At 36.7% G+C, this 16,007-nt stretch carries 12 protein-coding genes; 5 read left to right on the forward strand and 7 right to left on the reverse strand.

Translation table 11 applies throughout. From position 1 onward, the window contains the following. Window positions 1–149: 149 nt before the first annotated feature. Window positions 150–1,166 carry a LacI family DNA-binding transcriptional regulator gene (locus MMF97_RS02520; RefSeq protein WP_243358783.1) on the forward strand — a complete coding sequence of 339 codons (1,017 nt, stop codon included), beginning with the start codon at window positions 150–152 and terminating at the stop codon, window positions 1,164–1,166. A gap of 61 nt (window positions 1,167–1,227) precedes the next feature. Here the strand turns inward: MMF97_RS02520 and MMF97_RS02525 are convergent, their stop codons facing one another. Continuing rightward, complete coding sequence (locus MMF97_RS02525; RefSeq protein ID WP_243358791.1) at window positions 1,228–2,574, reverse strand: Gfo/Idh/MocA family protein; 1,347 nt, start codon at window positions 2,572–2,574, stop codon at window positions 1,228–1,230. Between the two features lie 119 nt (window positions 2,575–2,693). Beyond that, window positions 2,694–2,840: a hypothetical protein gene (locus MMF97_RS02530; RefSeq protein ID WP_243358793.1), complete on the reverse strand. Its 147-nt coding sequence runs from the start codon at window positions 2,838–2,840 to the stop codon at window positions 2,694–2,696. Here MMF97_RS02530 and MMF97_RS02535 point away from each other — a divergent pair. Together MMF97_RS02535 and MMF97_RS02540 are read left to right on the forward strand one after the other, a co-directional pair. Beyond that, window positions 2,839–4,422 (forward strand): peptide chain release factor 3, encoded by a 1,584-nt coding sequence (locus MMF97_RS02535; RefSeq protein ID WP_243358801.1) that lies wholly within the window; start codon window positions 2,839–2,841, stop codon window positions 4,420–4,422. The genes MMF97_RS02530 and MMF97_RS02535 overlap by 2 nt on opposite strands. Before the next feature lie 170 nt (window positions 4,423–4,592). Beyond that, window positions 4,593–5,057, forward strand: coding sequence for a PEGA domain-containing protein (locus MMF97_RS02540; RefSeq protein WP_243358804.1), 465 nt, complete (start codon window positions 4,593–4,595; stop codon window positions 5,055–5,057). A gap of 40 nt (window positions 5,058–5,097) precedes the next feature. On the opposite strand, the gene MMF97_RS02545 is transcribed toward MMF97_RS02540, so the two are convergent. The 5 genes from MMF97_RS02545 to MMF97_RS02565 form a co-directional block, all read right to left on the reverse strand. Continuing rightward, window positions 5,098–8,529: a hypothetical protein gene (locus MMF97_RS02545; RefSeq protein WP_243358813.1), complete on the reverse strand. Its 3,432-nt coding sequence runs from the start codon at window positions 8,527–8,529 to the stop codon at window positions 5,098–5,100. After that, complete coding sequence (locus MMF97_RS02550) at window positions 8,529–12,146, reverse strand: sensor histidine kinase (protein WP_243358815.1); 3,618 nt, start codon at window positions 12,144–12,146, stop codon at window positions 8,529–8,531. Before MMF97_RS02550 ends, MMF97_RS02545 begins: the two co-directional genes overlap by 1 nt. 226 nt (window positions 12,147–12,372) lie before the next feature. Further along, window positions 12,373–13,257 carry an ACP S-malonyltransferase gene (fabD, locus tag MMF97_RS02555; RefSeq protein WP_243358817.1) on the reverse strand — a complete coding sequence of 295 codons (885 nt, stop codon included), beginning with the start codon at window positions 13,255–13,257 and terminating at the stop codon, window positions 12,373–12,375. A 166-nt stretch (window positions 13,258–13,423) separates the two neighbouring features. Beyond that, the gene (gene folE / locus MMF97_RS02560; RefSeq protein WP_394801152.1) at window positions 13,424–14,059 is read right to left on the reverse strand and encodes a GTP cyclohydrolase I FolE; all 636 of its coding nucleotides are present in this window, start codon (window positions 14,057–14,059) and stop codon (window positions 13,424–13,426) included. 8 nt (window positions 14,060–14,067) lie between these two features. Then, on the reverse strand, window positions 14,068–14,478 hold the full coding sequence (locus MMF97_RS02565; protein ID WP_243358825.1) for a 6-pyruvoyl trahydropterin synthase family protein: 411 nt from the start codon (window positions 14,476–14,478) through the stop codon (window positions 14,068–14,070). A 158-nt stretch (window positions 14,479–14,636) separates the two neighbouring features. On the opposite strand from MMF97_RS02565, the gene mqnB reads away from it, so the two are divergent. Then, complete coding sequence (gene mqnB / locus MMF97_RS02570; protein ID WP_243358837.1) at window positions 14,637–15,263, forward strand: futalosine hydrolase; 627 nt, start codon at window positions 14,637–14,639, stop codon at window positions 15,261–15,263. Window positions 15,264–15,278: 15 nt separating this feature from the next. After that, a complete protein-coding gene (locus tag MMF97_RS02575) occupies window positions 15,279–15,992 on the forward strand; it encodes a hypothetical protein (protein ID WP_243358848.1) in 714 nt (237 codons plus the stop codon). The last annotated feature ends 15 nt before the right edge of the window (window positions 15,993–16,007 follow it).

The raw sequence follows: 16,007 nt of genomic DNA on the forward strand, positions 1-16,007 counted from the left end.
CTATCTCTTCAATAAAAAATGAATTTCTTAATGCAAACTCACGCTAAATACATGGTATAAATTTATTTTACGCAAACGTTTGAATGGATTAGAATCATAAGTTTTATAGATTTTTCCTATCTTCAATTTCTCATTGTGAACTGTTAAGCATGATAAAAAAATCAGTCACCATAAAAGAAATTGCCAAAGAGCTGAATCTATCGGTTTCTACCATCTCAAGAGCACTGCATGATCATCCCAGCATCAGTGCCGCAACACGCTTAAAGGTTAAACAAATGGCCCAGGAACTGCATTATGAACCTAACCAGGCAGCAATTCATTTTCAAAAAGGCAAAACTTTTACCATTGGCGTTATATTACCTGAATTGTCTGAAACTTTTTTTGCCGAAGCCCTAAGTGCCATTGAAGATATTGCTTATAAAAGAGGATATACCATTTTGCTCGGGCAATCGCACGATGATGAAGAAAAAGAAAAGCTATTGGCAGAAAAAATGCGTGCGCATCGTGTAGAAGGCTTAATCGTTTCGCTTGCCAAGAACACTACAGATTATAGCCATTTTGAACAGCTCAAAAAATACCACATTCCTGTACTTTACTTTGATCGCATCCCTCCTTTAAAAAACATTCACCACGTTTCTTGTAACATTGAAACAGGGAGCACTGAGGCTGTAAATTATCTTCTGAAACAAGGACATCGCAATATTGCACTCATTAACGGCCCTGTTTCTTTACTGGCCAGCAAACAACGTAAAGAGGGCTATATCACGGCCTTACAGAAAAACCGCTTAAAATTTGATCCAAGCCTTGTGGTAAACTGTAATCTTACCGAAAGGGGAACACGAGAAGCCTTAGAAACACTGCTTGCTCTTAAAAGAAAACCCTCTGCTGTTATTGCGTTTAACGATTATGTATCTTCTTACGCAGTAAAGCATGCTATTAATTTGGGTTTAAAAATAAACGAAGACATTTGCTTTGTAAGCTTTGCCAACTCTCCTATCAATCAGTTTATACAATATCCACCCTTAGCAAGTGTAGAACAGTTTCCTGCTATACAAGGCCAAAAAGCCATAGATACCCTGCTTGATATCATTAACAACCATACTGAAGAAGCTTATTACCGTGTAGTGATTAATTCTGAACTCGTTGAGCATCAAAAAACTGGCTAACATAAAAAAGCATCATGCTGCATTACACTACATGATGCCGTTATTTAGAAGGGATGTTTAATTAAAAACCGCTATCGTCTAGCGCAAAAGTATTTTTCCTATTTTGCCATTTACCTTTGGTAAAATCAGGAAACTCCATGGTTTTATTCTGTTTCTTTAATGATTCTGTTGATAAAGGTGCAATTACGCTCATGGTTACTGAATCATATACATCAATCGGGGTTTGTTTTTTCTGCTTTACCGCTTCAATAAAACCGTTAAACACAAACCAATCCATACCGCCATGACCCGCACTTACCGCTAATTCTTCATATTTTTTCCAAAGTGGGTGGTCATATTTCTTAAACCAGTCATCTGCTTTATCCCAGGTATGAGGCTTAGACACACCTTCTATATGCACAGATTTGTTGACATCCATCCACAAACCTTTGGTTCCCTGAACCCTAAACCCTAATGAATACGGACGTGGCAAATGGGTATCATGCGTAAGCATTACAGTTTCGCCATTGGCACAATTAATCAGAGTGGTGGTAACATCACCATTTTTGTAGTTGATCTTTGCATTAGGATGTCCGGGTGATTTCTCTTCAACATAACTGGCCAATCCACGTGCTTTAGAGCTGAATGAAACCAAACTGGTAAAACGGTTACCTCTGTTAATGTTTAAATACTGCATTACAGGACCTGCTCCATGTGTTGGATAAAGATCCCCATCTTGATCTATATTAAACTGGGTACGCCATTGTGCCTCACTTAAAGCTTTAGGGCCAAATTCTACTCCTCCACCATAGTACTGCTTACCATTGTTAAACAACACTTCGCGTAAATCATGCTGGTATCCTCCTTCTGTATGTACCAGTTCTCCAAAAATGCCATTTCTTATCATGTTTAAAACAGCAAGTACATCTCTGCGGTAACATACATTTTCTAAAGTCATGTATGGAATGCCTGTTTTCTCGGATGTGTTTACAATATCCCAATGATCCTTAACTGTTAAACCTGCAATTACTTCACACCCTACATATTTACCTGCATTCATGGCATAAATAGCCTGCTCGTGGTGAAACTGCCACGGAGTAGAAATAATTACGGCATCAATATCTTTTCTATCTAATAATGCTTTATAGGCGTCTAAGCCACCTGTATATTCTTTGGGAGCCGGTTTGCCTTTTTTAGCAATAAACTCACGACAAATTTTTAATGAGCTTTCCTGTGTATCACAAATTGCAACAACTTCAACATCATCTCTTAAAATACCTTCGCTGATATGGTTCATGCCCCTTGCACCTACACCAATATATCCTAATCTTACTTTGCCATTATCTTTGGCAAATAAAGAACCTGAAGGTAAAATTGTGATACCCGCAGCAGCCATTGCACTGTTTTTTAAGAAATCTCTTCTTTCCATTTTATACCGTTTTATTTGTGGTTGATTTAAATTGAACCGTAAGTTATAAAAAAATATAGCTTACACCTAGATTGACAGCGCATTAACATTGCGCAAACGTTTGTGTTATGGGTATATATTTAGTTATTAGTATAAAAGCAATTAGATAAAGTAAAAATATGTACCTTTGCGCCCGTGAAATTTTCTACAGCCATATTATTCGCTTTAAGGTTCTTATAGGTTCCAAGCTGTTGTATTTTCTCACCATCTTCATCCATCAAAATCATGTTAAATCCAGAAATAGAAAGAAGAAAAACGTTTGCCATTATTAGTCACCCCGATGCAGGTAAAACCACATTGACCGAAAAATTCCTGCTTTTTGGTGGAGCTATCAATACTGCCGGTGCCGTTAAAAGAAACAAGGCCAATCAAAGTAATACTTCCGATTTTATGGAAATTGAGCGCCAACGTGGTATTTCGGTAGCTACATCGGTAATGGGTTTTGAATATGCAGATAAGCGTATCAATATCTTAGATACACCCGGGCACAAAGATTTTGCTGAAGATACCTACCGTACACTTTCGGCTGTAGATAGTGTTATTCTGGTGGTTGACTGCGTAAAAGGTGTAGAGGAGCAGACTGAAAAACTGATGTCTGTTTGTCGTATGCGTAATACACCGGTAATTATCTTCATTAACAAAATGGACAGAGAAGGTAAAGAACCTTTCGACCTGCTGGATGAAATTGAAGAAAAACTAAACATTAGCCTTTGCCCGCAATCATGGCCAATTGGACAAGGGCATACCTTTAAAGGCGTTTACAGTATTTACCATAAACAGCTGAATCTTTTCCACTCTGATAAGAGCAAGGTTACCGATTCTGTAGTTAAGGTAAGTAACCTAAATGATAGTGCTTTGCTGGATTATTTACAGGAAAAAGAAATCAGCAATTTAAAAGATGAAGCAGAATTAGCCAATGGTGTATATGGCGATTTAGATGCTTCATTATACAGAGAGGGTTTATTGGCTCCGGTATTTTTTGGATCGGCCATCAACAACTTTGGTATCAAAGAATTGTTAGATACGTTTATAGAAATTGCCCCAAGCCCTAAACACCGCGAAGCAGAAGAAAGAGATGTATTGGTTGATGAGAAGAATTTCAGTGGTTTTGTGTTTAAAATACATGCCAACTTAGATCCCAAACACCGTGACAGAATTGCTTTCCTGCGTATCTGTTCTGGTAAGTTTGAAAGAAATAAATTTTATTACCATACCCGTCAGGATAAGAAAATGAAATTCGCCAATCCGATGGATTTCATGGCCAATGAAAAAAGTTTGGTTGAAGAAGCCTGGCCAGGCGATGTGGTAGGTCTGTACGATAGTGGTAACTTTAAGATAGGTGATACCCTTACCGAAGGAGAAAAACTTCATTTTAAAGGTATTCCGAGTTTCTCTCCTGCAATTTTTAAGGAAGTGGAGAATATGGATCCTATGCGCACCAAACAGTTAGAAAAGGGTATAGAACAATTAACGGATGAAGGTGTTGCGCAGTTATTTGTAATGCAGCCCGGTAACCGCAAAGTTATTGGTGCTGTGGGCGAATTACAGTTTGAGGTAATCAACTTTCGTTTGGAGCATGAGTATGGCGCAAAGTGTCGTTTCCGTACGCTTACTTACTCTCGCTCACGTTGGGTAACTTGTGATGATAAGAAAAAATTAGATGAATTTGTAAAACGTAAACAGGCTCACATTGGCACAGATAAAGAAGGAAATCCAGTTTATTTATCAGACAATGATTTTATGCTGGATATGACCAAACGTGATTATCCGGATATGGAATTTTACGCAACCAGTGAATTTAAGAAATAACTCTTTTATTATAAAAAATATCAATAAGACTTTATCGGAAAAGGTCGGAAGAAAAAATATTCCGACCTTTTTTGTTTAGAAATAATAAACAATCGCATCGAATATTCTTTTTTTGACTGCAAAGAAATATTAATATTTTTGAGCTCATTAAAAAACCTCTTTAAACAAACATGAAGAAATTTATTTTAGGAATCGTAGTGACTTTGTCATTAACAGGTTGTGCAACAATCATTTCAGGATCCAAACAAGAAATGCAATTTAACAGTACGCCCAACAACGCTACTGTTTTTATTGATGGGAAAGAAATGGGGAAAACACCATTTACAACCAAGCTTACAAGAAAAGATACTCACACCGTACAGATTAAACTTGAAGGGTATAAGCCTTATAGCGTTGAGTTGAAAAAACAATTTAATGAATGGTATATCGGAAATATTTTATTCGGCGGTATCATTGGATTAGTTATAGACCCCATTACAGGTGCTCTATATAGGTTAACACCAAAAGATATTAATGCAGAATTGGCGAATGGCTTTGCTTTTAACAAGACTAAAGATGGAGTTTTAATTGCAGTTGATTTGAAACCAGATACCAGCTGGACTAAAATTGGTCAATTAGAAAAATCAATAGATTAAGTTTCTTGAACTGCCTCAAGAATTGAGGCAGTTCTTTTACCTAAAAATAAGCTCGTACCTGCATGGTTCCTGTATGTACAACTGCTACCTCAGGCGATTTACGCCCTTCGTAATTTAAATTGAGCTGAATACCGGCTCCTATATTTCGCTGCACACCCAATGCCCAGGTATAATTATTACCTGTTTGCAATCCTGAAAGCATTTCATAACCTACTGTGCTATTACTGCTGCCTTTAAAGTTGTTATTGATGTAAGAAAGCTTACCTGTAAGTACTCCTTTTTTCAAAACATTGTACCTGCCTTCGGTTAAAAAGGTTAGATTTTCATTGCTTTCTCCACCTAATGCAGCTTCATTTTTCTGTAAATTCAAAACACCTACAAAACTTACCCTTAAATCGGTATTGAACTGGTAATTTACCTCAGGTTGTAAGGTAAAATAATTGATCCGGTAATTTCTTTGTTTGAATAACTCAGACTCATATCGTTTTTTGCCCTGATTAAGCACCAAATTAATATTCGTGCTCCGCATAAAACCTGTTCTGATCCGTAATCCGGTTTCATTTCTTTTACGAGTATCAAAGCCACTTGAGAGGTAGCTTTTAGCACCATCTGTAAGGTAATTGAATTCTGCACCAAATACCGGATTGTTACGGTCAAAAAAGAGGCTATTCCGCAAAAATGAGTTCAAAGAAATCAGGTTTGCGGCATCAATAGCAGTATAAAACGGATCATAATTTTCAATACCTGTTCCGGCCAGTATTTTCTTGTCAATCTTATAAGATAACTGGTCTGTAAATTTTGAAACAAACCCAGGCAAACCTTTCTTACTTTTGATGATGGCTGCAGGATTGATATTAACCGTTTGGCTTATGCCCGTAAAATTGGTACGCACATATTGTGTAGAAGGCGTAAAAATGCGAATGTATTTTGCCTGATCAGGAAAGCGAGCAATCTCAAATTCATCCAATTCTTTAATTCCGTTGCCATTGTAGTCTATCCATGCATAAACTCCTTGCCCAGGTAATACTTCTAAATAAGTAATATCACGTTTAGGCTCCTGTCCATTCCCTACCTCGTAATAAATATTGGTACTGATAAAACGTTTGAATATGCCCAAATAATATTCTAATCTTCCTACCACACTTTCATCATTCTGTGCAGAAACAAAATTATTTTCATAGACTGTTTTTTTATACCCTGATGTAAGGCTCAATGTTGAATTAGGATCAGCCGCTAAATCTATACCTACATTAACCATTTGCGACTTTGCACTTCTCAATAAATCATTTAAACGAGGTAAATCATCTAAACGATAGGCATAGTCTATTTTATAACGGTTTTTATCCGGCCGACCAGATTGCGCATACACTTTATATACCTCATAGTTAAAGCTGCTGCCGGTAAGATTTTGGCTAAAGGCGTCTCTGGTTACATTATGCTGCTGCTCAAATACCAAACCTATATCCATTCTGCCTATCTCTCTGCTAAGATCAAAAAAGTGTTTATAAAAGGTACCCTTATTGACCTTCGAATCAGAGTTCAGCAAACTACCATCATATTTAAGCTTCAGTTTTTGCCATTTATACTGCGTATTTATTTCATTCAAATAGCCTTCATATTGTCCCTCACGTATAAAAGTATTAAAGGCATAATTAAAATACTGATGAGGATTATTGATGAGCTGCGCTTTGGCTGCAATAAGATGTTCTGCTACAGGTAAAGCCTGTGTATTAAGGTTAAAATCACGATTAAACTCAACCGTTCTGTATCTTTCTATCAGTTTAAAGTTTGCTGTCACATATTCATAATCTACCTGTGTTTTGAGTTGTAAGCTTTTTGCATTTAAGCTCCAGTCATTACTGGCTTTTAGCTTAGCTCCATAGCCTTTGCTGTCTGCTTGTTCTGAGGGGGAAAAAAGATTGACATTGTAATTGCTTGTAGCCAGTTCTGCTCCTATCAACGCATTTTTACGGGGTTTAAAATCTGCCCCAAAAGTTAACATTTGCTGTTGCTTAGGTGTAATCAGCAAAGTTATAGGCTCATAAGCGCCTTGAAGTACTCCATTTACTGGTTCTACATATTCATAAACCTTACCATTGGCAGCAGACTGATTATTGATGATATAATTTCCTTTACCCTCTCCTACATATGAAAAACCTAAACGGTATTTCGCCTTCTGCGGATCTGTACTGTATCTGTAATAATTAACAGTACCTATAACTTGTTCATAAAGAATTTCATTTTCGTTAAACTCTACCTCCGTTACATTGGGGTAAAAAGCCTGGCTGATATCAGCCCCTATTTGCGATAAGAACTGTTTCTGCTCATTATCCAAATTTTGCAAAAAGGGTTGATTGCGGTTGTCTTTTTCATTATAGTAGTTCAATCTTAGGGACAGCTTTTCGGTTTGAGCAGTTTGGCTAAAAAAAGTTAAAGAACGGGAATAGTTTTTATCAGAATATTCGAACTCTACCGATATACGGCTGTTCTGAGTAATCAGTCGCTTAGCCATAAAAGTTAATTCAGAAGTATTATAATCGATAATATAATCGTTATCCTGACCTCTTACCATTAAAACCCCATCTATATAAACCCTTTCTGTGCCAGCTATAATTACAATATAGCTCTCGTTATTGTTCCCTGTTAAGCGGTAAGGCCCCTGATTGCCCTCCTGTCCGTTAAAAGTATTACGTGCCGAACGACCCTTGGCAACAGCCAATGCCAAACTTGAGTTATAATACACGTCTTTGTGTCTAAAAGCGTGACTGATTAAACCACCCTGCGTACGCTTATAAAAGTTCATAAAATAACCTTCGGGTTTTGTTAGTTCATAATCGCCGGCTATAAGTGTGGTACTGTCTTTTTTGATTTGTATAAAAACCTTATCAAACTCATTCAATTGCTGGGTATTTCCCTGAGGCTGTATAGGCAGGTTATCGTCTGAAATGGCCGCCAATATTTCTATACCATTAGCTATCTTTCCTGATAGCTGCAGGTTCATGGCAGAATTTAAAGAGAGATTCTGATTATTCCCAAACATGATGCCTCTTGCAATACTTCCACTTTTATTCAGGCCGGGCATACTAAACAAGGTATTATTCTCTCGCTGTGGTCTATAAGTATAATAAGCAGAATTATCTATAGGTAACTCAGTTATGGCTTTAATATCTTTATGGTAGTATTTTTTTGAGAAGAGAATGGGAAAAACTTTGTAAACAATTTTGAGCTGTAACCCCATTTCTCCTTTCCATAGAAACCGGGCCTTGGCAAAATCAAAAGCATATAAAGCGCTGTCAACCGCTGCTCCTGAATTATGAAAAACCTGTGTGGAATTAGGAACAATACTTAAAGTATCTATAATTGTTTCGGCTTGCGTAATATGGATTAGCTTTACTCTATTGTTGTCTGTTTGCTGGGCATGTACAACAACAGGTAAAAACAGTACGCACCATATAATGATATACCTTACCATTAAACCAGTGGAAAGGTTAAATAGAATTTGGTTCCTTTATTAACTACCGAAGAAAAATCTATTTTACCTCCGGTGTTTTCTATAGCCTGTTTTACAAAAGCCAATCCTAAACCAGTGCCCGAAGATTTAGTCGTGAAATTAGGAATGAAGATGCGATGATAAAGCTTAGGATCTATGCCCTTACCGTTATCTTGTACCTGGATGTATGCGTTATGTTCATCATTAGCTAAGAATAAATTAATGATACATTGTGCTTTTTGCTCACTAGCCTCTATAGCATTTTTAAACAGGTTATTGAATGTTCTAAGCAGCTGATCTCTGTCGCCCATAACCACCAATGGCTTAGAAGTATTATTTTTAATATTGATTTCTACATTATCAGCCGTGCTGAATACTGCTATAGCCTGTTCTATGATTGGTAGTAGCTCCAGTTTTTCAACCTTGGTATCGGGCATTTTAGCAAAGTTCGAAAACTCTGAAGCAATGGTTGCCAGACTGTCTATCTGTTCAACGAAGGACTTGTTAAATTTCTCAAATTTACTTTCAAAATTAGGATCTCGTTCACGCCACGATTTCTCTATAAGCTGTACACCCAGTTTTAAAGGTGTAAGCGGATTCTTAATCTCATGCGCCACCTGCTTAGCCATTTCACGCCATGCACTTTCACGTTCGCTACGGGCCAGTTTATTCGCACTGATTTCAAGCTCGGCAATCATTTTATTGTATTCCCTGATTAAAGAGCCTATTTCATCCTGCCTATGCCATACAATAGGCTGATTTTTCTGTCCCAACTTTATTTCCTTAATATTTTCTTGGATAAAAGTTAAAGGACTGGTAATCTGATTGGCCAGAAAGACCGCCAAAACCCCAATTAAAACGAAAACCAACGCATAGATATTGATCAATGTATTAATAAACTGAGCAATCTTGGCCTTATAGTCGGTATCTGTTGAATAATAAGGGAAACCCAGATAACCTATGGTCTGGTTCATGGCATTTCTGATGGGCGCATAAATAGCCGCATATTTAAAGTTGGCAATATTCTCACTACTGTTCAGAAATTCAGATTTTTTGAGCCTCGATAGGTTAATATAAGCCACAGCTCCCATACGAGGTGCTATAATACCATAATCAAAAAGCTTAGGTATAGATGAAAGAATGAGATTACCATCTTTATCATACAAGTTTAACAATGCACCATTTACATCAGCAAATTGATTAAACTCCATCTTTGAATCTTCTGATATACTGATCTTATCCAAAGCAGCAACATACTTTTCATATCCCACTTGCACCTTACGCATTTTATCTCTCAGCTCCTGTTTCTGTTGCTCTAAATATTGCTGTTTAATATTAAAAAAGGTTGCCCAACCCACAATAATCAGCGTAGCTACCACCGAAAAAATAATAGAAAATTGTATCCTTGTTTTATAAAGGATTTTTTTCTCGCTGATCAATAAGTATTTATTGATGGTAAATATACCGCCCTTACTCTTACTGATATTTACGGCAAACCATACAATGATATTTACACAGGCGCCAAAAATGATAAAGATCAAAAAGAAGAAGGATACGGTTGTAAGTCTTTCGGTAAAAGGGACTTTCTCCTTACTGATAACAATAAGCCGATCTTTTGAAGGCGCATAAATAGCGTGATTGTAATGGGTTGCTTTTTCATTGTAAAAATCTACCCCGTCTATATTGTCCTTAAATAAGTTATTGATTACCGGATACACATATTTACCCGATCGGCTAACCAACTGATTATCTTTATAAAAAGCCAGTGAATATTGGCTTAAATCTTCGTCTTTCCTGATCTTACCATTAATCAACAGATCGGGGAAATAAGCATCATAGTCAAAAGCTCTTGTTTTAAGATCAATAATGATAGAACCTAAGAAATTTGGTCCGCTAAATATGGGGATAATTCCAAAATAGTTTTGAAAACCAAAAGTATCGTTAACGCGATAAAAATAATCAGACTGCTGAGTCTTTATAGCTCCTGATTTTACCAGATCATAATATTTATAGATGGGTAAACTTTCATCTCTTTTAAGAGAACTGTTATCTACATTATACTCGTAAATATTGAACTCGTATTTAGACAGATACCCATCCAGGTAATTTTTAATAACGTAATTGTGAAAGCTATAGGTTTGGGTTAGTAAAGGTTGTTTAAAATAATTGGTAATGATGGTATCTGTTGCCAGGTTCTTCTCTATTTCTTCTAATGATGAAATGAGTTTCGGATCTTCTTCATACAACAATTTTTCGGCTAAAGCTGCCCGCGAACTTCGTTCTTTAATATCTGTAAACTTCAGGTATTTTATGGCAGTAAGCAAAGCCAAACAGAGATAGATCAGGGTAAAAATGGAAACAATGTATTTCTTGTTGCGATGTGTATAATAATGAGCTGTTGCGGCTATAAAAATGCCATAAATGAGGTAAAAAACCGTATAATCTGTATATAGCTTGTAAATGGTATATGCGATCAGCAGCAGGAAAAACACAACCCATTTTCCAAGAGATTTCATCCCTAATTTATTGCACCATTCTACAAAAACCTGTATCAACATGTAGATGTTTAACCAGAATAGACATAGAATAAGTATGCAAATCCAGCTAATATAGCTTAGGTTTACAATATTATTAATGTTAAACTCTATTTTGGAATTATATATAAGGCCAAAGAAGATATCTTCGGTTAAGATTCCCAGCGACCATATTATACTCAGAAAAACCATTGTTAACAGGTAAACCAAGGATTTATTCCTACTAATAAATTGTGGCCAGTGGTATTTTCTACGGTGTACGTAGATGAATACCAATATCCATGTAGCTGCCAGCGTATTGTTTAACAAGTCGCCTAAAGAGGGCAATAAATCGCTCTCAGCGTATATAACCGGGTTAAAAATCTCTGAATTGAACTGGTGGTTCAACCAAAAGAAATGCAGATCTGTTAAGCGCAGTACTAAAAAAAATACAGTAATGATAATGGTTGCCAGCACCAATTTATCTCTTTTTACGAGCCATAGGCAGCATGAATTTACAAACATGCAGATACTTAACAAGCCTAAAATCCAAAGCCAGGCTTGAAGTGTGGTATAAATGTTATGGTTGTAGCTGCTGCTTAGCTTTACGGTAAAAAGATAATCCTTCTCTGCGCTAAATATCTCAGTTGTTTCTTTGTCTGAAAAGCCTGCAATATCTAAGGTTTTATTAGGAAACAGTTCTGGGATAATTTCATTTTTCAGGTACTGATTCTCGATCTTATATTGTGATTTAACCGTAATCAGAAATACAAATTTATAATTACCTACAGTTTTCTTTATTGTTTCATAATACCCGTTGGGCAGTTTATTAAAAGAAATTCCTTCTTTAAGTTTAAGAATATTAGGCGGTAAGACCGCTTGTGTGCTCCAGAACTCAAGCATATCATTTTTATAAATGAACATGTTAACACCCTGGGGCCGGTAAAGGTTAATAAACTCAATAGCTAAACTATCATTATCAACCAGTTTTTTTAATACTTCAATTTTATTGGGATCGGCAAAGAAGCCTGTAGCGATTTTTTCTTTTTTAATGAGATTGTTTTGCAGTTCGCTCGCCTCATGCAAAAGAATGTGTCTATTAGAGGTAAATGTTTTTAGAGACAGTGTTGTAACAAAGCAACACAGCCCCAGAACTAACATTAATAACCGTATTTTACCTCTAACTGTAACGCCCATAAAAGTTTATCAGGTATAAATATACAGAAATAGGGCTGTCAAAAAACTACTCTATTGCCATAAAAACGGTTTTTAGCAATATTTACTCTTGAAACAGCCCTATTGAAATGCGATATTATGCTATAGACGCACTGCTGGTTTGTACCTCGCGGCTAACTTTTTTAACCAGACCTTGTAATACATTACCCGGCCCAACTTCGATAAAATCGTTAGCGCCGTCTTTGATCATATTCTCAGAAGTTTGGGTCCATCTAACTGCTCCGGTTAACTGAGCAATTAAGTTTGTTTTAATGGTTGCAGGATCTGAAGTAGGCTGCGCATTTACATTCTGGTAAATAGGACATACCGGTGCATTGATGGCTGTAGCTTCGATAGCTGCCTGTAATTCAACTTTTGCAGGCTCCATTAAAGGTGAGTGGAACGCTCCACCTACGTTTAATTTTAAAGCTCTTTTAGCACCTGCTGCACTTAGCTGTTCGCAAGCCTTATCAATACCTGCTATAGAACCTGAAATTACCAACTGACCCGGGCAATTGTAATTTGCCGGAACAACTACCTCGTCTATCTCTGCACAGATCTGCTCAACTACTTCATCAGCCAGGCCTAAAATAGCAGCCATTGTTGAAGGTTGTAGTTCGCAGGCTTTTTGCATGGCATTTGCACGGGCAATAACCAGTTTTAAACCATCTTCAAACGAAAGTGCATTAGCAGCAACTAAGGCAGAAAATTCTCCCAGCGAATGGCCGGCAACCATGTCTGGTTTAAAGCTATCGCCTAATACTTTAGCTAAAATAACCGAATGCAAAAATATAGCAGGTTGCGTAACATTGGTCTGTTTCAGCTCTTCGTCTGTTCCGCTAAACATGATATCGCTAATGCGAAAACCAATAATTTCGTTAGCTTTTTCAAATAATTCTTTAGCTAATGGGCTGTTATCATATAGGTCTTTACCCATGCCAACAAACTGGGCTCCCTGCCCAGGAAAAATATATGCCTTCATTTTTTTAGATTTGAGATATGAGTATCGAAATGTAAGACACCTGCCCGAACCCCATATCACTTTAAATGTTTGATTATTGTATTGTTATAAAGATTTCAAACTGTTCCACAAAAAAATACTTTGTGTTCTTTGTGCCTTCATGGTTAAATCTAAACTTCGTAAACCCCTAGTCTAAACTTGCTGTAATTAAACGTAAAAACTCGGCCCGGGTTTTATCATTGGTCATAAACTCACCTGTAAATGCCGAAGTTGTGGTTACAGAGTTTTGTTTTTGTACCCCACGCATGGCCATACATAAATGCTTACATTCTATAACAACGGCCACGCCTTTAGGATTCAGGGTTTGCTGTATGCAATCTCTGATCTCGTTTGTTAAACGTTCCTGTACCTGTAATCTGCGGGCAAAAGCATCTATAACGCGAGGTATCTTACTTAAGCCAACAATATGTCCGTTTGGAATATAAGCTACGTGTGCTTTACCAAAAAAAGGTAACATGTGATGTTCACACATCGAGAAAACCTCGATATCTTTAACCACCACCATTTGGCTATAGTCCTCTTCAAACATAGCCGATTTTAAAATCTCTTCGGGCTTAAGATCATAACCATGTGTTAGATATTGTAAAGCCTTAGCTACACGTTCCGGTGTTTTTTCAAGTCCTTCGCGACTTGGATTTTCACCTAATTGCGTTAAAATATCTTTATAATGAAATGCTACTGCATCTATTTTTTTCTGATCGTAACGGTCTATTTTCTGATAGCCCATTAATTCTTCTTCGTGATCGTATTTATCGTGCGCCATATTAATTCTTAGCCGAAATATTCGACATAGTTATTTTCTGTTTCGTAAATTTTTATGCAATGTAAATTTGCACCTGCTTCTCCGATAAGCGGGGCTAGAATATCCCAGATAGCAATAGCTAAATTTTCTGTAGATGCCAGTTTTCCCTTCATAAAATCAACATCCAGATTTAAATTTCTATGGTCAACTTTATCTATTACATGTTCATTAACCACTTTTTTCAACCATTTCAGGTCAACTAAAAAGCCAGTTTCAGGATTAACCTCTCCCTTAACTGTTACATATAACTGATAATTATGACCATGCCAGTTAGGATTAGCACATTTTCCAAATGTGGCCATATTTTTATCATCGCTCCAGTCGGCTCTCGATAATTTATGAGCCGCGTTAAAACTTTCCCTGCGTGTAATGTAAATCATTCTTTTTCAAATAAAGTGCAAATATACAGATAATGATTTAGCATCATGTTTTAATCATTGTCAGTTTTTTGAAAACCTTTGTACTGTGATATATCATCTGTATATAAATATTGATAACACCGAGCAGGCAGAAAAGATTTATCCTTAAATTAGACCGTATGAAATTATTAATTGTAGTCGCAACAAGGGCTGAGATAGCACCATTTTTATCTCATTTTAATCTGCCCGATCAGCCTTTGATGGAAACCGCCGATTTTGATGTGCTGGTAACTGGTGTGGGCATGGTGGCTACAGCCTTTGCCTTAGGTCAACATTTGGATAAAAATAAGTATAATCGGGTTTTAAATGTTGGGATAGCGGGCAGTTTTGACCGGAATATTTCTTTAGGAGAATTAGTGAATGTTAGTGCCGATACCTTTGCAGAACTAGGCGCAGAAGACCATGAGTCTTTTATCGGGATAGAAAATCTGGGCTTTGGAAAAAGCACGTATCAATCTACAGGCAACAAAAACTACAACCTAAAAACTGTGAACGCCATTACGGTTAATAAAGTTCATGGCAATGCCGATAGTATTGCCAAAACACAGGCATTATTTGCTGTCCAAACAGAGAGTATGGAAGGTGCTGCTGTTTTTTATGCCTGCTCCATCCAAAACATTTCTTGCATACAAATAAGGGCTATTTCTAATTATGTAGAACCCCGTAACCGCAATAATTGGGAAATTGGTCTGGCCGTTAAAAATTTAAACGATTGGTTACTTAGCAAAGAACTTTCAACGATATAACATTTATACTCTTACATGATGGCTAGCCTCGACCTTTGTACTTTTGTTTTTTGGTTAACTACACTTGCTACATTTGCATTTTTTATGATTGTGCTCAAAAATGCTGGTGAGGAGACTGTAAAAAGAAACACCCTGAAAATTGCCTCGCTTCTTATGCTCTGGCTAATCCTGCAGGCTATTCTTACGATTCAAAATGTTTACAGTAATGATATCAACTCTCTTCCTCCTAAAATCTTAATCTTTGGAATATTACCCCCTGTTTTAACAATCTGCATTTTATTTATAACTAAAGGTGGACGAAAGTTTATTGACAGCTTGCCTTTAAAACAAATAACTTATCTGCATATGATCAGAATACCTGTTGAAATTGTTTTGTATGGGCTTTTCATAAGTAAAATGATCCCTGAACTCATGACTTTTGAAGGTCGGAATTTTGATATAATAGCAGGCATAACTGCACCTCTAATTGCTTATTATGGTTTTTCAAGAAAAATGTTAAGCCGAAAAATCATTTTGATCTGGAATTTTATCTGCCTTGGTCTTTTGATCAACATTATCGTAAACGCATTTTTATCTGCCCCTTCTCCATTGCAGAAATTTGCATTTGACCAACCTAATATAGCTATTCTTCATTTTCCTTTTAGCTGGCTTCCAACATTTATTGTTCCTATAGTATTGTTTGGACATCTGGTAGCGATAAGACAATTATTAAAAAAACAACCTCTATAAACACGTTCGTTTAAA

Origin of the sequence: Pedobacter montanisoli (genome assembly GCF_022809115.1) — a bacterium.
GTDB classification, from domain to species: domain Bacteria; phylum Bacteroidota; class Bacteroidia; order Sphingobacteriales; family Sphingobacteriaceae; genus Pedobacter; species Pedobacter montanisoli.